The 18,551-nt window shown below is 73.5% G+C and carries 14 protein-coding genes; 7 read left to right on the top strand and 7 right to left on the bottom strand.

Going from position 1 to position 18,551, the window contains the following annotated elements; genetic code table 11:
* Positions 1-6: 6 nt before the first annotated feature.
* Positions 7-1,866, bottom strand: a complete 1,860-nt coding sequence (locus ACFYZY_RS10870) for an ABC transporter ATP-binding protein (RefSeq protein ID WP_388692077.1) — start codon at positions 1,864-1,866, stop codon at positions 7-9.
* Positions 1,867-1,953: 87 nt separating this feature from the next.
* Between ACFYZY_RS10870 and ACFYZY_RS10875 the strand changes: the two genes are divergently transcribed.
* The 3 genes from ACFYZY_RS10875 to ACFYZY_RS10885 all read left to right on the top strand — a co-directional run bounded on the left by ACFYZY_RS10875 (position 1,954) and on the right by ACFYZY_RS10885 (position 7,126).
* Positions 1,954-2,514 (top strand): MarR family winged helix-turn-helix transcriptional regulator, encoded by a 561-nt coding sequence (locus ACFYZY_RS10875; protein WP_388692080.1) that lies wholly within the window; start codon positions 1,954-1,956, stop codon positions 2,512-2,514.
* 35 nt (positions 2,515-2,549) lie between these two features.
* Positions 2,550-5,474 carry an FAD-binding and (Fe-S)-binding domain-containing protein gene (locus tag ACFYZY_RS10880; protein WP_388692082.1) on the top strand — a complete coding sequence of 975 codons (2,925 nt, stop codon included), beginning with the start codon at positions 2,550-2,552 and terminating at the stop codon, positions 5,472-5,474.
* Positions 5,475-5,734: 260 nt separating this feature from the next.
* On the top strand, positions 5,735-7,126 hold the full coding sequence (locus tag ACFYZY_RS10885) for a Gfo/Idh/MocA family protein (RefSeq protein ID WP_388692085.1): 1,392 nt from the start codon (positions 5,735-5,737) through the stop codon (positions 7,124-7,126).
* A 47-nt stretch (positions 7,127-7,173) separates the two neighbouring features.
* Here ACFYZY_RS10885 and ACFYZY_RS10890 read toward each other — a convergent pair whose 3' ends face one another.
* The 3 genes from ACFYZY_RS10890 to ACFYZY_RS10900 form a co-directional block, all read right to left on the bottom strand.
* Entirely contained in the window at positions 7,174-8,790 is a 1,617-nt protein-coding gene (locus ACFYZY_RS10890) for a peptide-N4-asparagine amidase (RefSeq protein ID WP_388692088.1), read from the bottom strand.
* Positions 8,791-9,122: 332 nt separating this feature from the next.
* Positions 9,123-10,526: an isopeptide-forming domain-containing fimbrial protein gene (locus tag ACFYZY_RS10895; RefSeq protein WP_388692091.1), complete on the bottom strand. Its 1,404-nt coding sequence runs from the start codon at positions 10,524-10,526 to the stop codon at positions 9,123-9,125.
* A gap of 501 nt (positions 10,527-11,027) precedes the next feature.
* Positions 11,028-11,819, bottom strand: coding sequence for a metal-dependent hydrolase (locus ACFYZY_RS10900; RefSeq protein WP_388692094.1), 792 nt, complete (start codon positions 11,817-11,819; stop codon positions 11,028-11,030).
* Positions 11,820-11,952: 133 nt separating this feature from the next.
* On the opposite strand from ACFYZY_RS10900, the gene ACFYZY_RS10905 reads away from it, so the two are divergent.
* A complete protein-coding gene (locus tag ACFYZY_RS10905) occupies positions 11,953-14,466 on the top strand; it encodes a DEAD/DEAH box helicase (RefSeq protein ID WP_388692096.1) in 2,514 nt (837 codons plus the stop codon).
* A 13-nt stretch (positions 14,467-14,479) separates the two neighbouring features.
* Complete coding sequence (locus ACFYZY_RS10910; RefSeq protein WP_388692099.1) at positions 14,480-15,343, top strand: acyl-CoA thioesterase; 864 nt, start codon at positions 14,480-14,482, stop codon at positions 15,341-15,343.
* A 12-nt stretch (positions 15,344-15,355) separates the two neighbouring features.
* Here ACFYZY_RS10910 and ACFYZY_RS10915 read toward each other — a convergent pair whose 3' ends face one another.
* Complete coding sequence (locus tag ACFYZY_RS10915) at positions 15,356-15,598, bottom strand: DUF6011 domain-containing protein (RefSeq protein WP_388692101.1); 243 nt, start codon at positions 15,596-15,598, stop codon at positions 15,356-15,358.
* A 35-nt stretch (positions 15,599-15,633) separates the two neighbouring features.
* On the opposite strand from ACFYZY_RS10915, the gene ACFYZY_RS10920 reads away from it, so the two are divergent.
* Entirely contained in the window at positions 15,634-16,116 is a 483-nt protein-coding gene (locus tag ACFYZY_RS10920; RefSeq protein WP_388692104.1) for a glutathione peroxidase, read from the top strand.
* Complete coding sequence (locus ACFYZY_RS10925; RefSeq protein ID WP_388692107.1) at positions 16,109-16,879, top strand: putative protein N(5)-glutamine methyltransferase; 771 nt, start codon at positions 16,109-16,111, stop codon at positions 16,877-16,879. The genes ACFYZY_RS10920 and ACFYZY_RS10925 overlap by 8 nt, the downstream gene beginning before the upstream one ends.
* A 187-nt stretch (positions 16,880-17,066) precedes the next feature.
* On the opposite strand, the gene ACFYZY_RS10930 is transcribed toward ACFYZY_RS10925, so the two are convergent.
* Together ACFYZY_RS10930 and ACFYZY_RS10935 are read right to left on the bottom strand one after the other, a co-directional pair.
* Positions 17,067-17,939 carry a hypothetical protein gene (locus tag ACFYZY_RS10930; protein ID WP_388692110.1) on the bottom strand — a complete coding sequence of 291 codons (873 nt, stop codon included), beginning with the start codon at positions 17,937-17,939 and terminating at the stop codon, positions 17,067-17,069.
* A gap of 46 nt (positions 17,940-17,985) precedes the next feature.
* Positions 17,986-18,528 (bottom strand): hypothetical protein, encoded by a 543-nt coding sequence (locus tag ACFYZY_RS10935; RefSeq protein ID WP_388692113.1) that lies wholly within the window; start codon positions 18,526-18,528, stop codon positions 17,986-17,988.
* Positions 18,529-18,551: the final 23 nt, after the last annotated feature.

Raw genomic sequence — 18,551 nt, forward strand, 5'->3', positions numbered from 1 at the left:
GGACGATCACCCGTTCCGGCGCGCGACCGCCGTCGCGTCCGCCGGGGCTCCCTCCTCCGGCGCCGTACGGGCGTCCCTGCGGACCAGGGCGGCGTACCGTCCGTCCCGGGCGAGCAGTTCCTCGTGCGTCCCGCGCTCCACGATCCGGCCCTCCTCCAGGACGACGATCTGGTCGGCGTCGCGGACGGTGGAGAGGCGGTGGGCGATGGTGATGGTGGTGCGGTCGGCCGAGAGGGCGTCGACGGCCCGCTGCACGGCGTGTTCGGTACGGGTGTCGAGGGCGCTGGTGGCCTCGTCGAGGATCAGTACGGGCGGGTCGCGCAGGATGGTGCGGGCGATGGCGAGGCGCTGCTTCTCCCCGCCCGAGAAGCGGTGGCCGCGCTCGCCGACCAGGGTGTCGTAGCCGTCGGGGAGCGCGGCGACGTGGTCGTGGATGTGGGCGGCGCGGGCGGCGGCCTCGATCTCCTCGTCGGTGGCGTCCGGTTTGGCGAAGCGGAGGTTGTCGGCGACGGAGGCGTGGAAGAGGTACGTCTCCTGGGAGACGACGCCGATCGCGCGGGCGAGGGTGTCGAAGTCCAGGTCGCGCACGTCGACGCCGTCGAGGGTGACGCGCCCGTCGGTGACGTCGTACAGCCGGGGCACGAGGAGGCCGAGGGTGGACTTGCCGGAGCCGGTGGGGCCGACGACGGCCAGGCTGCCGCCGGCGGGGACGGTCAGGTCGACGGCCTCCAGGGTCGCGCGGCCGGGGGCCTCGGGGTCGTACCGGAACTCGACCTTCTCGAAGGAGACCTCGCCGCGGACCACGGGCAGCCGGACGGGTTCGGCGGGCTCGGTGATGTCCACGGGCAGGTCGAGGTATTCGAAGATGCGCTGGAACAGCGCGAGGGAGGTCTGCATCTGCACACCGGTGGAGAGCAGGCTGACGGCGGGCCGGAAGAGGCCCTGCTGGAGCGAGACGAAGGCGACGAGCGTGCCGAGGGAGATCGCGGTGCCGGCCGAGCCGACCGCCAGGCCGGCGGCCCAGTAGATCAGGGCGGGCATGGCGGCCATGACGATGCCGATGGTGGACATCCGCCAGCGCCCGGCCATGGAGGAGCGCACCTCCAGGTCGACCAGGCGCTCGGACTCCTCGGCGAAGGTCCTGGTCAGGGAGTCGGCGCGGCCCATCGTGCGGCCGAGCAGGATGCCGCTGACCGAGAGGGACTCGGTGACGGTCGCGGCCATGGCGGCCATCTGCTTCTGCCGCCGGGTGGTGATCCTCTTCCGTTCGCGGCCGACGCGGCGGCTGATCCAGACGAAGACCGGCAGCAGGAGCAGGGAGACGAGGGTGAGGCGCCAGTCGAGGGCGAGCATGGCGACGACGGTCGCGACGACGGCGGTCAGGTTGGAGACGAGGGAGGTGGCCGTGGAGGTCACGGTCGCCTGCATGCCGCCGATGTCGTTGGCGATGCGGGACTGGACCTCGCCGGTGCGGGTGCGCGTGAAGAAGGCCAGCGACATGCGCTGGAGCCGCTCGTAGACGGCGGTGCGCAGGTCGTGCATGACGCGCTGGCCGACGGTGGTCGAGATGAGGGTCTGGAGCACGCCGAAGACGTTGGTCAGGACGGCGGTGACGATCATGCCGAGGGCGAGCAGGCCGAGCAGCCCGGTGCGGCCCTGGGGGATGGCGACGTCCAGGATCTCCCTGAGCAGGAACGGCGAGGCGACCGAGACGAGCGAGGCGGCGCCGACCAGGAGGCCGACGAGCGCGAGGCGCGCGCGGTAGGGGCGGAAGAGCCGCAGGATGCGCCGCACCTGGGCGGGCTCCTTCGACTCCCCCGGGTCACGGGGCGGAGGGGTCCATTCGGACCGGTCGTGGGGGCGCATGGGCTCCTTCGGGGGTTCGCTGTCGAACAGAGCTTAGGTCACTGTTACCTATGCTCACAATGAACTGCGTCCTGATATTGTTCCCGTATGGACACCCCCGACCGTACGAGCGGCGCCGACCGTACGAACGACACCGGACCGTCGGACGGTCCCGGACCCGCGGACGGCCCCGGCCGCGCGAGCCGCACGGCCGGGGCGGGCAGCACGGACGGGACCGACGCCGACGGGCTCCTCGCCGAACAGCTGCTGCGGCTCACCCGCCGTCTGCACCGCGTCCAGAAGCGCCACCTGGAGCCGGTCGGCATCACCCCCGCGCAGTCCCGGCTCCTCCGCACGGTCGCGTCCTTCGGGGAGCCGCCCCGGATGGCCGACCTCGCGGCCCGTCTGGAGGTCGTCCCCAGGGCGGTGACCAGCCTCGTCGACGGCCTGGAGGCGGCCGGCCGGGTGCGCCGGGCGCCCGACCCGGACAACCGCCGCGCGATCAGGATCGAGCTGACCGACGCGGGCCGCGCCACGCTGGGAGAGCTGCGCAACGCGCGCCGGGCGGCCGCGGAGGACATCCTTGATCCACTGACCGTCGACCAGCGCGAGGTCCTCGGAGGACTGCTGTCCGCCCTGGTCGCCCCCGGCCCGGAGGGCGGCTGCTGACCCCTCGGGCACGCCGCGCCGAAGGGGAGCCCGACATGCCGCTGCTGGAACCGAACCCCCGGACCCTGCGCCCCGGCGTGAAGCGGACCCCGGCCCCGGACCGCGTACCGGACCTCAGGGCCGGGGGGACGCCCCGGCGGCTGCGCGAGGAGCTGACCGAGCTGCTCGGCCCCGGGAAGGTCCTGTCGAAGGTCTCCGACCTGGTCCGCTACGCCTCCGACGCGAGCCCCTACCGCTTCGTCCCGCAGGTCGTCGTGGTCGCCGAGGACATCGACGACGTCTCCGCCGTCCTGTCGTACGCGCGCGGCAAGGGCCGCGCGGTGGTCTTCCGGGCCGCCGGCACCAGCCTCAACGGGCAGGCGCAGGGCGAGGACGTCCTCGTGGACGTGCGCCGCCACTGGACGGGGGTGGAGGTCCTGGACGGCGGCGCCCGCGTCCGGGTCCGCCCCGGCACCACCGTCGCGCGGACCAACGCGGCGCTCGCCCCGTACGGCCGCACCCTCGGACCCGATCCCGCCAGCGCGATCGCCTGCACGGTCGGCGGGGTGGTCGCCAACAACGCCTCGGGCATGACGGCGGGCACGACCCGCGACGCGTACCGGACCGTCGCCTCGCTCACCGTCGTCCTGCCGGGCGGCACGGTGGTCGACACCGGGGACCCGCGCGCCGACGAGGAGCTGGCGCGGGCCGAGCCGAAGCTCTGCGCGGAACTGCTCGCGCTGAAGGCGGAGATCGAGGCGGACGCCGGACTGACCGCGCGGATCCGGGCCAAGCACGCGCTCAAGAACACCAACGGATACCGGCTCGACGCCTTCCTCGACGGGGAGACGCCCGCCGGGATCCTGCGGGGCCTCATGGTCGGCTCCGAGGGCACCTTCGGCTTCATCTCCGAGGTCGTCCTCGACACCCTGCCGCTGGACCGCGAGGTCTCCACGGCCCTGCTCCTCTTCCCGTCGCTCCCGGCCGCCGCCGCCGCCGCGCCCCTGTTCAACGGGGCGGGGGCGCTCGCCGTCGAGCTGATGGACGGCAACACCCTGCGGGCCTCGGCGGGCGTGGCGGGTGCCCCGGCGGACTGGGCGGAGCTGCCGGGGCCGACGGCGGCGCTCCTGGTCGAGTTCCGGGCGCCGGACGCGGCGACCCGGGAGGCGTACGAGCGGGCGGCGGAGGAGGTCCTGGCCGGGCTCGACCTGGTCGCCCCCGTCGCGTCCGCGGAGAACGCGTTCACCCGCGACCCGGAGCGGATCGCCGGGTACTGGAAGGCCCGCAGGGCGTTCGTGGCGGCGGTCGGCGGTGCCCGCCCCTCGGGCACGACCCTGATCACCGAGGACTTCGCGGTGCCGCCGCACCGGCTCGCGGAGGCGTGCGCCACGCTGCTCGACCTCCAGGCCCGGCACGGCTTCGACGCGGCCGTGGCCGGGCACGCGGCCCACGGGAACCTGCACTTCCTGCTCGCCTTCGACGCGGGCGACCCCTCCGACGTCGAGCGGTACGCGGCCTTCATGGACGAGTTCTGCGCGCTCGTCGTGGAGCGGTTCGACGGTTCGCTGAAGGCCGAGCACGCCACCGGCCGCAACATCGCACCCTTCCTGGAGCTGGAGTGGGGGCCGAAGGCGACCGAGCTGATGTGGCGGACCAAGGAGGCCATCGACCCGGCCGGGGTCCTCGCACCCCGGATCGTCCTGGACCGCGACCCGCAGGCCCATCTGCGCGGTCTGAAGACGATCCCGACGGTGGAACGGACCGCCGACCCCTGCATCGAGTGCGGGTTCTGCGAACCGGCGTGCCCCAGCCGCGACCTGACGACCACTCCGCGCCAGCGGATCGTGCTGCGCCGGGAGATGCTGCGGCAGGACGACGGCTCGCGGGTCGAGACCCGCCTCCTGGAGGCGTACGGGTACGACGCCGTCGACACCTGCGCCGGGGACTCCCTGTGCGCGTCGGCCTGTCCGGTCGGCATCGACACGGGCGCGCTGATGAAGGGGTTCCGGCACGAGCGGCACTCCCCGCACGAGGAGCGGATCGCCGCCCTGGCCGCGCGGGGCTTCCGTCTCGTGGAAGCCTCGGCGCGGCTCGCGGTCGCCGCCGCGGACCGGGTCGGCGACCGGGTCCTGACCCCGGTGACGGGGCTCGTCCGCAAGGCGGTCCGCCCCGACCTCGTCCCCGGGTGGCTGCCGGAGATCCCGGGCGCGGCGGCGCGGCGGCTGCCCCGGACCCACCGTCCGGCGGCGGTCGCCGTCTACTACCCGGCCTGCGTGAACCGCGTCTTCGGGAACCCGGACGGAGAGCCCGGCCCCTCGCTCCCGGAGGCCGTCGTCGCGGTGTCGGCGCGGGCCGGGCGGCCGGTGTGGATCCCGGACGACGTGGCCGGCACCTGCTGCGCGACGATCTGGCACTCCAAGGGGTACGAGCGGGGCAACGAGGTGATGGCGAACCGGATCGTCGAGGCGGCCTGGGGGTGGACGGCGGGCGGGCGGCTGCCGCTCGTGGTGGACGCCTCCTCGTGCGCGCTCGGCATCGCGCGCGAGGTGGTGCCGTACCTGACGGAGGAGAACCGGGCGCTGCACGCGGAGCTGACGGTGGTGGACTCGCCGGTGTGGGCGGCGGACGAGCTCCTCCCCCGCCTCCGGGTGCGCCGCCGGGTCGGGTCCGCCGTGGTCCATCCGACGTGTTCGGCGCTGCGCCTGGGCGGCGGGGAGAAGCTGACCGAGGTGGCCCGGGCGTGCGCGGAGGAGGTCGTGGTCCCGGCCGACGCGGGGTGCTGCGCCTTCGCGGGCGACCGGGGCATGCTGCACCCGGAGCTGACGGCCTCGGCGACGGCCCGCGAGGCGGCCGAGGTCACCGCCCGGCCGTTCGACGCGCACTTCTCGGCCAATCGGACGTGCGAGATCGGGATGGACCGGGCGACGGGCCGGACCTACGGGTCGGTGCTGCTCGGTCTGGAGCGCGCCACCCGTCCCTGACCCTCCGTCGGGCGCCTCGCGTCCCCGGTCGGCGGGCCCCTCGCCCGGTCGACGGGCCCCTCGCCCGGGCGGCGAGGGGCCCTTCGTACGTTCGGGTGAGGCACGGGGGCGGTGCGGTTCCGCCCGGGGTCCGGAACAGTACAGTCCGGTCATCCGTCTCCCGTGTCCCGCCGGCACCCTTGCGGGCCGCCGGCCGCCGGGGCCAGGGTCCTGTGCGGGATTCATGAAACGGCCGTGCCCACACAGCTCCGGGAGGTTCCATGAACGAGCAGACACCGCGCACTCCGAGCCGGCGTACGGTCCTCAGGACCACGGCGGGGGCCGCCGGGGCGGGGCTCGGTCTCGCCGCCGGTACCGGAACCGCCCACGCCGCCCCGTCCGCCCCCGCCGCCGTGCCGCGGCGGCGGGGCGCCACCATGGCCGGGGTCCCCTTCGAGGCCCGCTCCACGGTCCGGGTGGGCATCGTCGGCTTCGGCAACCGGGGCGCCTCCATGATCGGCCACTTCCTCGCCCACTCCTGGGTGCGGGTGGTCGCCGTCTGCGACCCGGTGCGCGAGAAGGCCGAGCGGGCCGCCGCGCAGGTCGTCGCCGCCGGACGGCCGGCCCCCGCCCTGTACGCCAACGGCGAGGAGGACTACGCGAACCTGTGCGCCCGGACCGACCTCGACTTCGTGTACGTGGCGACCCCCTGGGACAGCCACTTCGCCGTCGCCCGGGCCGCGCTCCTGAACGGCAAGCACGTGGGCGTGGAGTGTCCGCTCGCGATGGAGCTGGACCAGCTGTGGGAGCTGGTCGACCTGTCGGAGCAGACCCGCCGGCACTGCCTGCAGCTGGAGAACTGCTGCTACGGCCGGAACGAGATGCGGGTCCTGCGGATGGCGCACGCGGGGAAGTTCGGCGACCTCCTGCACGGGGCGGGGGCGTACAACCACGACCTGCGCGCCCTGATGTTCTCGCCGACGTACTACGAGGGGCCCTGGCGCCGGCTGTGGCACACGCGGCTGCGCGGCGACCTCTACCCCAACCACGGCTTCGGCCCGGTCGCGAACTACATGGACCTCAACCGGGGCGACCGGGCGGTGCGCATCAGCAGTTTCGGCACCCCGGCGCTCGGACTCGCCGAGTACCGCGCGGAGCACGTGCCGGCCGGCGACCCGAGCCGGAAGGAGACGTACGTCGGGAGCGACCGGACGATCAGCCTGGTGCAGACGGCCAGGGGCCGGGTGATCCGCCTGGAGCACGACGTCTCCACCCCGCACCCGTACAGCAGGATCAACAGCCTGGGCGGCACCCGGGGCGTCTTCGAGGACTATCCGGCCCGCATCTACCTGGAGCCGGACCACAAGGACGACCAGTGGGGCGACTTCTCGGCGTACGCGGCCGAGTTCGACCACTGGCTGTGGAAGGAGCACGCCAACCCGCCGGGCGGACACGGCGGAATGGACTACCTCATGGTTTACCGCCTGGCGCAGTGCCTCCAGAAGGGGCTGGTGCCGGACTTCGACGTGTACGACGCCGCCACCTGGTCGGCCCCGGTGCCGCTGAGCCACGCCTCGATCAAGGCCGGCGGGGTGCCGCAGGAGATCCCCGACTTCACCCGGGGCGAGTGGCGCGCGGCCCGTCCGGGCGTGGACTCGGCGAAGCCCCGCTGAGGCACCGTGCCCGGCCCCCGTGCGGAGGGGGCCGGGCACGGCCCCGTTCAGCAGCGGCGCAGGTCCCGGGTCACGGTGCCCTGGACCGTCGTCAGGGTCCGGTCGTGACAGCCCCCGGAGCCGTACAGCCGGTAGCGCTCGGTCGTGGTGCCGACGGCGTGCCGCTCCTCGCGCGGCACGCCGGTGGTGTACGTCGCGTCGCCGGTGTACGTGTGGTCCAGGCGGGACCGGGACAGGCGCCGTCCGTCGCGCAGGACGAGGGTGTCGGCGCGGTCCCCGAGGGTGAGGACGGTCCGCAGCCGGTCGCCGGCGCCGACCGTGGTCTCGCCGTCCATCGTGTACGCGCGGTCGGTGCGGGTGACCGTGCGGCCGCTGGTCACGGTCTCCCGGTCGGTCCAGCGGCCGGTGAACGCGTCCGGGTTCTCCCCCTCGCCCCAGCGGTGCGCGGAGGTGTGCCCGACGGTCCGGGTGACGGTGGTGACGACCCGGCCGTGCGAGGTGTCCAGGTGGCCGCCGACGGTGAGGCGGTGACCGGCCCCGGTGTCGACCCGGTGGAGGGAGTCGGAGGAACCGGGCGTGTACACCGAGGAGTTGACCGGATCGCTCTCCTCGTGCCGGTCGAGGCCGCCGGTGACGACCCGGCTGCCCTCGTCCTGCCAGAGGAGGACGTTGGTGGGCGCGGACCAGCCCGGCAGACCGGCCGGGACGCCGGCGACGGCGACCTCCACGCGGTGGGGGCGCCCGTCGTTGAGGACGGCGGCGAAGGGGGTCAGGTCGTAGACGACCGGCTGGACGTCGAAGGCGCGGGGGGCGGGGGTGACGTACCAGAGGAAGGGGTTGGACCAGCCGCCGGTCCAGACCGTGGGGAAGGGGGCGGCGATGCCGGCGAGGCGCCCGTCCACGGAGACGCGGACCTCGCGGTGGGGTCCGCCGGCCGCCCGGCAGGAGTAGGGGGCGGTGTCGGGGACGGAGAGGTACCAGTACTCCTCGCAGCCCCCGCCCGACCCGGTGGCGTACACCTCGGCGAGGACGCGTTCGGTGTTGCGCGGGGTGGTGAGGGTGGGGCCGGTGAGCGGGAGCACCCGGTCGGGGGTGTCGGCGGCGGGCTTCACCCGGCCCCGGGCGGTGTGGAAGGTGAGGGTGACGCGGACGTCGAGGACGCCGGTGTACGTCTCGTTCACGACGTTGCCGATGAGCATCTCGACGGGCTGCGGGCGGCTGAGGGTGTCGCGGTACCGGGTGACGTCCTTCTCGACCGACCAGGTGATGCCGTCCGGCGAGGGCTGGGGCGTGGAGGTGCGGAGGATCTCGACGCCGCCGACGGTGACGTGTCCGAGCCGGTCGTACTGGCGGCCCTTCACCTTGCCCTCGAGACGCAGGACGACCTTGTTCCAGCGGGTGCCGCACTCCGCCGGCGGGACGTAGCTCCCCCGGTAGGGGGTGAAGTCGCGGAACCGCGCCGCCGCGAGGGTGACTTCGCAGCTGGGGGTCCCGGGGACGGCGACGGGCGGGGCGGCGGTGACCGGGTCGTGCCAGTCGGTGGTGAACTCGGCCGGGGGCGTCGGGCCGTCCGGCACCCCGGCGGTCGCCGGCTGGGCGGTGAACAGCGCGCCGGCGGCCAGCAGCAGCGCGCCGATCACGCTCGTGATCCTGAGTGGTCTCATGGGGCGGAAGTGAAGCGCGAGGGGGCGCGGCCGGTCCAGAGGACGAAGAGCGGACATGGCGCGATCTGTCCCTCATGGGGAAAAAACGATCGCCTCCCTCCGGTGGGGAAAGCCCACCTGGCACGGCTGACCGGGCCGTACACGCGCGGGGACCCGTGCCGGATCTCCGGACACGGCCGGCGCATCCGGCCGCCTTGTCCTTCCCCGGCGGCCCGAAGGGCTGCCGCGTGGCCCGGGACCGGTGCCCCGGGGCCCTGCTCCCGGCCGTGCGCCCCCGCACGGGTGGACCGGGAACAGGACTCGGCAACGGTCCCCGCAGCGGCCGGCCGGGGCTACTCCTGTCCGGCGCAGGGGTCGCAGCAGGAGGGGGCCGGTTCGACGCAGACGCTGACGGTGTCGGTGTTGTTGGTGGTGTCGGGGTCCTTCTCGTTGGCGGTGGCGGTGGCGGTGTTGCCGGTCGGACCGGCCTTGGTGGCCTTGGCCCGCAGCACGAGGGTGGCGGTGGCGCCGTCGGCCAGGTCGCCCACGGTCCACCGCCCGGTGGCCGGGTCGTAGCTTCCGTCCGTGCCGTCGGCGGACAGGAAGGCGAGGCCGTCGGGGAGCCGGTCGGTGACGGTGACGCCGCTGGAGTCGTTCGGGCCGGTGTTGCGGACGGTGATGCGGTAGGTCACCGTCTGGCCGACGGTGACGGTGGTCGCGTCGGCCGCCTTCGTCACGGCCAGGTCGGCGGCCGGCCTGACCTCCGTGATCTGCTCGTTGGAGGTGGACGTCAGGGGCTCCGGCGTGTCGCCGAGCCGGTTCTCGTAGGCGGCGGTCGCGGTGTTGCTGATCTGCTTGCCGCCGGCGGCCCGGTCGATGACGGCCCGGTACTCCACCGTGGTCCCTGCCGGAAGGGCCTCGGTGTTGGGCAGGCTGCCCCCCTGACCGCCGGAAGCGCCGTTGCCGAGATGGAAGACGACCTTGTTCGCCGCGGCGTCGTAGTACGCCTGGTCGTCGCCCCGGGCGTCGCTCTTCGCCCCGGCGTTCGGGCCGTCGACGACGCGCAGGGAGCCGGGCAGGTACGTCATGCCCTGGGGGACGACGTCGCTCAGGACGAGGTTCTCGGCTCCGCCGCCGCCCTCGTTCCTGGCGGTGATGCGGTACGTGACGACGTCACCCACCTCCAGCGGCCCTGCGGGAACGGCGGTCTTGGCGAGCTCCACGTGGGGAGCGGTGCCGAAGAAGATGCCGTCCAGGAAGTTGCCCACGCTGCGGTTGCCGCCGGCGGCGGAGAGGGAACGGAAGGCGAAGCGCGTCGTCGTCTGGCCTGCCGGAACGGTGTACGTGCCGGTGTAGTAGCCCCAGGCGGTGGTGCCGTCGGTGAAGCGCCTCTGCTCCACCGTGTTCCCCGGCGCCCCGATGTCCAGCGCCATGGTGTCCTGCCCCTGGCGGCCTCGGTGGTACAGCCGCCAGTACAGCTTCGTACCGGGCGTGGTCGGCAGGTCCTGGTAGAGCGTGGAGACCTCGTTCGCGTTGAGTTCGGCGAACTGGGCGCCGTCGGCCGCCGGCACGCCCTGGAACCCTGACTGCCACAGCTCGATCCTGTGGTCGGAGGCGGTGGTGAGCCAGCCGGGGACTCGTTTCGCCGCCTGCGTCTGCGAGGCGTCCGGCAGGATCTCCACGCCGGTCACGGCGGGCTGTTCGAAGCTGCCGTTGGCCAGGGTGACGCGGAGCGGAGCAGCGGGAGGTGTGGTCATGGTTCTTCCCCTCGGGTCGGCGCTTCGGAGGTGCGCCGCCGGCCGGCCGGTGCGCGCCGTGGCGGAGCCGAAGCATCCGTAGCGCATCGCATCCGCACGGATGCGTAAAGTGACGAGGAGGGGGGTTCGGCCAATCCCGCTGGGCACGTTTACAGAATCCGCCTCCGGGGTCACTCCCTCCGGACCGTCCCGCGGGAGGCCGGGGTGACCACAGCCGTCCCCCATGCCTCTCGCCTCTCCCCCGCCCGCCCCGCGATGGCCGAAAGCCTCCGCCGCTCCTTCGCGGTCGCCCCTGCTCGGAGTGAATCGGCCACCGGCGAAGTTGACGCTCCCGCGCGGTGGCGCGATCGGGGAGGAACGACGCGGTGACCGGGGCCGGACGTCACGACGGCCCTCATGACGTGTTGCGGTCGTGAGGGCCGGTGTCACGCTCTCCCGGGTTCCGCCCCGGCGCCCCGGATCTCCGGTGCGGGCCCCGCGCGTGCGGACGGGACTACGGGACTACACGTAGCCGAGCGCGAAGACCGCGCCGATCCCGCCGAGCACCATGAAGGCGGGCGTGAGGACCTTCAGCTCGACCCGGCTGCCGGCCCGGAACCGCATGAACTTGGGCGGGCCGACCGGGTACCAGAACTTGCGGCCGACGGGTATGGGCCAGAGGACCGGACAGCCCGACACCGTCAGGGCGTCGCCGATGTCGTGCACGAGGGCACCGAGGACGATCGGCAGCCCGAGCCACAGGTACTCCTGGCCGGGACCGGTGAAGAACCAGTTCGCGCCGTTGCCGGGGTCCTCCAGGACGTCCGCCATGATCCAGGCGCCGGCCGCGCCGAGCAGCCAGACCAGGACGTCGCTGGACGCCCGGGCGGCCCGCCAGAGGAGACCCTCCACGGCCAGGACCGTGTGGACGAAGAGGAGGGCGAGGACCGCCCACCGGCCGCCGCTGACCGCCGCCGCGGAGGCCCCGACGCCCATCAGGACCGCCCAGAGCCAGGTGTGGGTGAGGGTCCGGTGTCCCCCGGTCCGCCGGGGGTCGGCCTTGGAACGGGTGGCCTTGTAGACGGCGTACGACAGCTTGTCGATGATCCCGCAGAGGATCTTGGAGAGGGGCCCGAAGGAGCGCGATATGGTCGCGGACTTGTGGTCGAGGTCGGGAGCGAGGGCCGCCCCCGCGCAGATGAGCGCGCCGACGACGAGCACCGGCCAGGGCATCGGGCGGTCGTAGGCCGCCGCGAGGGCCCCGGCCCCCAGCCAGGCCGCCGCTCCGGACAGTGAGTGCGCCGGTCCCATCATGAGTGGCCCGCCCCGTTTCTCCCCTGCCGGATCGTTCGTTCGACGCCCGGTCGACGGACGAGCCTACCGCCGATGATCACCGCCGGCGACGGCCGGTTCCCTGATCCGGACGGAATCCAGGCAAGATGGGAGCGTGACCCTCATCGATCAGCTTCCGCCGACCGCCGACCCCGACGCCCTCTTCGAAGCCTTCTCCTCCTGGGCCGAGGAGCGGGGCATCACGCTCTACCCGGCCCAGGAAGAGGCGCTGATCGAGGTCGTCTCCGGGGCCAACGTCATCCTGTCCACCCCCACCGGATCGGGAAAGTCGCTGGTCGCGGCGGGTGCGCACTTCACCGCGCTCGCGAACGACCAGGTGACCTTCTACACCGCGCCGATCAAGGCGCTGGTGTCGGAGAAGTTCTTCGACCTGTGCAAACTCTTCGGCACCGAGAACGTCGGCATGCTGACCGGCGACGCCTCCGTGAACGCGGACGCGCCGGTGATCTGCTGCACGGCGGAGGTCCTCGCCTCGATCGCGCTGCGGGACGGCAAGTACGCCGACATCGGCCAGGTCGTCATGGACGAGTTCCACTTCTACGCCGAGCAGGACCGCGGCTGGGCCTGGCAGATCCCGCTGCTCGAACTCCCCCAGGCGCAGTTCGTCCTGATGTCGGCGACGCTCGGCGACGTGTCGATGTTCGAGAAGGACCTGACCCGGCGCACGGGCCGGCCGACCTCGGTGGTCCGCTCCGCGACCCGGCCGGTGCCGCTCTCGTACGAGTACCGGCTCACCCCCATCACGGACACCCTGACGGAGCTCCTGGAGACCAGGCAGGCGCCCGTCTACATCGTGCACTTCACGCAGGCGCAGGCCGTCGAGCGCGCGCAGTCGCTGATGAGCATCAACATGTGCACGCGCGAGGAGAAGGACAGGATCGCCGAGCTGATCGGCAGCTTCCGCTTCACCACCAAGTTCGGCCAGAACCTCTCGCGGTTCGTGCGCCACGGCATCGGCGTGCACCACGCGGGCATGCTGCCGAAGTACCGGCGGCTCGTGGAGAAGCTGGCGCAGGCCGGTCTGCTGAAGGTGATCTGCGGGACGGACACGCTCGGCGTGGGCGTGAACGTGCCGATCCGCACGGTCCTCTTCACGGCCCTCACCAAGTACGACGGCAACCGGGTGCGCACGCTGCGCGCCCGTGAGTTCCACCAGATCGCGGGCCGGGCGGGCCGGGCCGGTTTCGACACGGCGGGGCTGGTCGTCGCGCAGGCGCCCGAGCACGTCATCGAGAACGAGAAGGCGCTCGCGAAAGCCGGCGACGACCCGAAGAAGCGCCGCAAGGTGGTCCGCAAGAAGGCCCCGGAGGGCTTCGTCGCCTGGAGCGAGACGACGTTCGAGAAGCTGATCGCCGCCGATCCGGAGCCGCTGACCTCCCGCTTCAAGGTCACCAACATCATGCTCCTCTCGGTGATCGCCCGTCCGGGCAACGCCTTCGAGGCGATGCGCAAGCTCCTGGAGGACAACCACGAGCCGCGCAAGGCGCAGCTGCGGCACATCCGCCGGGCCATCGCGATCTACCGCTCGCTGCTCGACGGCGGTGTGGTGGAGCAGCTGGACGAGCCGGACGCCGAGGGCCGCACGATCCGGCTCACCGTCGATCTCCAGCAGGACTTCGCGCTCAACCAGCCGCTGTCCACGTTCGCCCTCGCCGCGTTCGACCTGCTCGACCCGGAGTCCCCCTCGTACGCCCTGGACATGGTGTCCGTCGTCGAGTCGACGCTCGACGACCCGCGCCAGATCCTCGCCGCCATGCAGAACAAGGCGCGCGGGGAGGCCGTGGGGCGGATGAAGGCGGACGGCGTCGAGTACGAGGAGCGGATGGAGCGGCTCCAGGAGATCTCGTACCCGAAGCCGCTGGAGGAGCTGCTCTGGCACGCGTACGACGTCTACCGGAAGTCGCACCCGTGGGTGGGCGACCACCCGGTGTCGCCGAAGTCGGTCGTCCGCGACATGTACGAACGCGCCATGTCCTTCACCGAGTTCACCTCCTGGTACGAGCTGGCGCGGACCGAGGGGATCGTCCTGCGGTACCTGGCGAGCGCGTACAAGGCACTGGACCACACCATCCCGGACGACCTGAAGACCGAGGACCTGGAGGACCTGATCGCCTGGCTGGGCGAGATGGTGCGCCAGGTGGACTCCTCGCTGCTCGACGAGTGGGAGCAGCTGGCGAACCCCGAGGTCCAGACCGCCGAGGAGGCCCAGGAGAAGGCCGACCAGGTCAAGCCGGTCACGGCGAACGCCCGCGCCTTCCGGGTCCTGGTGCGCAACGCCATGTTCCGCCGGGTGGAGCTGGCCGCCCTGGACAACGTGGACGCGCTGGGCGAGCTGGACGCGGAGTCCGGCTGGGACGCGGACGCGTGGGGCGAGGCGATGGACGCGTACTGGGACGAGTACGACGACCTCGGCACGGGCCCGGACGCGCGCGGCCCGAAGCTGCTCGCCATCGAGGAGGACGCGGCGCACGGCCTGTGGCGCGTCCGGCAGACCTTCGCCGACCCCAACGGCGACCATGACTGGGGCATCGGCGCGGAGGTGGATCTCGCGGCCTCCGACGAGGAGGGCCGCGCGGTCGTCCGCGTGACGTCCGTCGGACAGCTGTAGGAGGAGTTCCGTGGTGACCAATCCCGCCGAGAGGCTGGTCGACCTGCTCGACCTGGAGCGGATCGAGGTCGACGTCTTCCGCGGGCTCAGCCCGCACGAGTCGTTGCAGCGGGTCTTCGGCGGGCAGGTCGCCGGCCAGGCCCTGGTGGCGGCGGGCCGCACCGTGGAGAAGGAGCGGCCGGTGCACTCGCTGCACGCCTACTTCCTGCGGCCGGGCCGGCCCGGGGTGCCGATCGTGTACCAGGTGGAGCGGGTGCGCGACGGGCGCTCGTTCACGACCCGCCGGGTGACGGCGGTGCAGGAGGGGCGGACGATCTTCAACCTGACGGCCTCGTTCCACCTGCCGGAGGAGGCCGGGTTCGAGCACCAGCTGCCGCCGCGGCACATGACGGACCCGGAGAGCCTGCCGAACCTCGCGGACGAGATCCGCGACCACCTGGGGGCGCTGCCGGAGGCCCTGGAGCGGATGGCCCGCCGGCAGCCCTTCGACATCCGGTACGTGGACCGGCTGCGGTGGACCGGGGAGGAGGTCGAGGGCGCGGACCCGCGCAGCGCGGTGTGGATGCGGGCCGTGGGGCCGCTGGGCGACGACCCGCTGATCCACACCTGCGCCCTGACGTACGCCTCGGACATGACCCTGCTGGACGCGGTGCGGATCCCCATTGAGCCCCTGTGGGGTCCGCGCGGGTTCGACATGGCGTCGCTCGACCACGCCATGTGGTTCCACCGGCCGTTCCGGGCGGACGAGTGGTTCCTGTACGACCAGGAGTCCCCGATCGCCACGGGCGGGCGGGGACTCGCGCGGGGCCGGATCTACGACCGGGAGGGCCGGCTCCTGGTGTCCGTGGTCCAGGAGGGCCTGTTCCGCAGGCTCTGAGGACCCGGGGGCTCACTCGGACCCGGTGGCCGCCCCCGGCGGGTCCAGGCCCGGCAGGGCGTCCTGCTCGACCTCGTGGCGGCGGGCGCGGATGTCCGGGCCCGGCGGGTGGAGCTTGGCGTCGCAGGCCGGGCCGAGTCCGGTGCGGCGCGAGCCCGCGCCCGTCAGGGGGCGTCCGCAGAGCCGGCAGCGCACTCTTTCCGGTCCTTCCTCCGCGAGGGGGCCGATCGTCATTGCCAGTGGTTCGTCGCGCATGCTGAGATCAAACCCCATTCGGACGAGGAGCAGCCATGAGCCTGTACGACATCCCGCTGAAGACCCTGACCGGCGAGCCGGTCACCCTGGCCGACTACCGGGACCGCGCGGTCCTGGTGGTGAACGTCGCCTCCAAGTGCGGCCTGACCCCGCAGTACGCGGGCCTGGAGCGGCTGCAGAAGGAGTACGGGGAGCGCGGCCTCACCGTGCTCGGCGTGCCCTGCAACCAGTTCGCGGGCCAGGAGCCGGGCAGCGCGGAGGAGATCCGGACCTTCTGCTCGACCACGTACGGGGTGACCTTCCCGCTCCTGGAGAAGACGGACGTCAACGGCGAGGACCGCCACCCCCTCTACGCGGAGCTGGTGAAGGTCGCGGACTCCGAGGGCGAGGCCGGTGACGTGCAGTGGAACTTCGAGAAGTTCCTGATCGGCCGCGACGGCGAGGTCACCCGCTTCCGTCCGCGCACCGAGCCGGACGCCCCGGAGCTCGTGGCGGCCATCGAGGCGCGACTTGCCTGACACGGAGGTCGTCGGACGTCTGCGGGCCGCCGGCTGCGTCTTCGCCGAGGAGGAGGCCGCGATGCTGCTCGCGACGGCCGGCGGGCCCGCCGAGCTGGACCTGATGGTCGAGCGGCGGGCGTCGGGCCTGCCGTTGGAGCACGTCGTGGGCTGGGCCGGGTTCGCCGGACTGCGGATCGCCGTGGAGACGGGGGTGTTCGTGCCCCGGCGGCGGACCGAGTTCCTGGTCGAGCGGGCCGTGGCGCTGGCCGCGCCCGGCGCGCTCTGCGTCGATCTGTGCTGCGGTTCCGGAGCGGCGGGCGCGGTGCTGCTCGAACGGGTCGGGGGCGCGGAGGTGCACGCCTCGGACATCGAGCCGGCGGCGGTGGCCTGCGCCCGGCGGAACCTCGAACCGCGCGGCGGCCGGGTGTACGAGGGGGACCTGTTCGCGCCGCTGCCGCCGGGGCTGCGGGGCCGGGTCGAGATCCTGGTCGCCAACGTGCCGTACGTGCCGACCGGGGAGATCGGGCTGCTGCCGGCCGAGGCGCGCGACCACGAACCGCTCGTCACGCTGGACGGCGGCCCGGACGGGCTCGACGTGCTGCGGCGGGTCGCCGCCGGGGCGCCGGAGTGGCTGGCGCCCGGCGGCCATCTGCTGGCCGAGACGAGCGAGGGGCAGGCGGACCGGGCGGTGGAGGCGGTCTCCGCGTGCGGCCTGGAGGCGCGGATCGTCACGTGCGAGGAGCGGTACGCGACGGTGCTCGTCGCCACGCGGAGGGCGTAGCGGGACGGCCGCGGCCGCCGCGTGACGTGTACGGGGCGGTTGCGACTGCCGCGTGACGTGTACGGGGCGGTCGCGGCCGCCGCGTGCGGGGCGGGGCAAGTCGCGGCCGCCGGTCGTGCGGGGCCCTTTCCCGCGCCCCGTACGGCCGTCCCGTACGGGGCCGCGGGCGCCGCGGGGGTCGGGCGGCTCAGCGGCCGAAGGTGTCGATGTTCTCCACGAGCCAGCGTCCGTCCCGCCGCACGACGTCCACGGCGAACATGGCACCCGCGTAGACGCCCTGGTCCTGGGCCTTCGGCTGCCGCTTGCCGGTCCCGCCGGTCCCGGCCGTGCTCACGCTGCTCTGGTCGGCGTAGACCAGGACCCGGGCCCGGTCGCCGTCGATCCGCTCGACCGCGCTGTCGGTGACCGTCGTGGTGATCACCGTCTTCTGCTGGGCGGCCTGGGCGAGGACCCCGCCGAGCAGCGTCCGGTGCTGGGCGACGGCCTTGCCCGTGAGGAGCGTCTTCCCGGCCTGCTCGAAGGGGGTCGTGTCGGCGTGGTCGTAGGAGAAGAGGGCGGCGACGGCCGCGGAGGTCTGGCCCTTGATCTCGCTGGTGCGGGCGAGGTCGGTGAGGGCCGTGTTGGAGCGCGCCGGGTCGTCGCGGAGCTCCGACGCCCTGTGGTACGCCCAGCCGGAGAAGCCGCCGAGGAGGAGCGTCAGGACGCACAGGACCACGAGGGGGACGAGGGGGCGCGGCCGTGCCCCGCCCCCGGACTCCCCGGCGGACGCCGCCCGGTCCCGGGGCCCGCCGCGACCGGGACGGGCGGTGTCCCCGTCGGCGGTGCTCCCGCCGGCGTCCCGTTCCGGCGTCCCGTCCGCCGCCGTCCCCCGCGCGGGCTTCGCCGTCGTTCCCCGCCGGGTCCGCGGGGCGGTCTCGGTCAGGAGGCCCACCGGCGTACGGGACCGGTCGTCACCGGACGGCCGGGAGGCGGTCTCCTCGGGGGCGGGAGCGGGCGCCGACGGGGCGGCTAGGGCCTGGCGGCGGCGCTGGCGGTTGAGGTGGTGACGGGGCGTCGGCATCGTGCGTGTCCTTTCGGGTGCGGGCGGTTCACGTGGTACGGCCCGGTCAACCGGACGCCGTGCCGCCCACGGGGGCCTGCCCCAGGCCGCTGAGCTTCCACTGCCCGTCGGCGCGGGTGAGTTCGCCCAGCATGCGGCTGTCCTTGTCCGTGCTCTTGTTGTCGGGCGTCGTGACCGTGACGCGCAGGGCGACGAGCAGCCGGGCGCGGCCCGCCCGGTCGTCGAGTTCCGTGACGGCACCGGACAGCACCCGGGCCGTGGTCACCGTCTTCGCGCTCTTCACCTGGCTGGTGAACTCCTGGCGTCCGCCCACGAGCTGCTTGTGCAGCTCCCCGGTCGTGGAGGATTCCCAGAGGTCGAGCCCCTGCTCCACGCGCCGGTGGTCGAGCGTGTTGAGGTTCTGCACGGCCTGCTCCCCCGCCGCGAGCGCCCGGTCGCGCTGCACGGCGTACGCGGCGGAGTCGTCGTGGGCCGCGGCGTACCAGTCGTGGCCGGTCCAGGCCGCGAAGCCACCCGCGACGAGGGTGAGCCCGAGGGCCGCGGCCAGGACCGGCCGGATGCCCGCCGGGGTGCGGACCGGGCGTTTCATGGGGTGCTCCCGTCTCCCGCTCA

Origin of the sequence: Streptomyces sp. NPDC001744, assembly GCF_042892575.1 — a bacterium.
In the GTDB taxonomy this organism is placed as follows: Bacteria; Actinomycetota; Actinomycetes; order Streptomycetales; family Streptomycetaceae; genus Streptomyces.

Excerpts from the sequence above, each read along its gene's own strand:
- ACFYZY_RS10885 (WP_388692085.1), top strand. The coding sequence starts at position 5,735 with ATGAACGAGCAGACACCGCGCACTCCGAGCCGGCGTACGGTCCTCAGG.
- ACFYZY_RS10935 (WP_388692113.1), bottom strand. The coding sequence starts at position 18,528 with ATGAAACGCCCGGTCCGCACCCCGGCGGGCATCCGGCCGGTCCTGGCC.
- ACFYZY_RS10920 (WP_388692104.1), top strand. The coding sequence starts at position 15,634 with ATGAGCCTGTACGACATCCCGCTGAAGACCCTGACCGGCGAGCCGGTC.
- ACFYZY_RS10890 (WP_388692088.1), bottom strand. The coding sequence starts at position 8,790 with ATGAGACCACTCAGGATCACGAGCGTGATCGGCGCGCTGCTGCTGGCC.
- ACFYZY_RS10870 (WP_388692077.1), bottom strand. The coding sequence starts at position 1,866 with ATGCGCCCCCACGACCGGTCCGAATGGACCCCTCCGCCCCGTGACCCG.
- ACFYZY_RS10880 (WP_388692082.1), top strand. The coding sequence starts at position 2,550 with ATGCCGCTGCTGGAACCGAACCCCCGGACCCTGCGCCCCGGCGTGAAG.
- ACFYZY_RS10895 (WP_388692091.1), bottom strand. The coding sequence starts at position 10,526 with ATGACCACACCTCCCGCTGCTCCGCTCCGCGTCACCCTGGCCAACGGC.
- ACFYZY_RS10930 (WP_388692110.1), bottom strand. The coding sequence starts at position 17,939 with ATGCCGACGCCCCGTCACCACCTCAACCGCCAGCGCCGCCGCCAGGCC.
- ACFYZY_RS10900 (WP_388692094.1), bottom strand. The coding sequence starts at position 11,819 with ATGATGGGACCGGCGCACTCACTGTCCGGAGCGGCGGCCTGGCTGGGG.
- ACFYZY_RS10875 (WP_388692080.1), top strand. The coding sequence starts at position 1,954 with ATGGACACCCCCGACCGTACGAGCGGCGCCGACCGTACGAACGACACC.
- ACFYZY_RS10915 (WP_388692101.1), bottom strand. The coding sequence starts at position 15,598 with ATGCGCGACGAACCACTGGCAATGACGATCGGCCCCCTCGCGGAGGAA.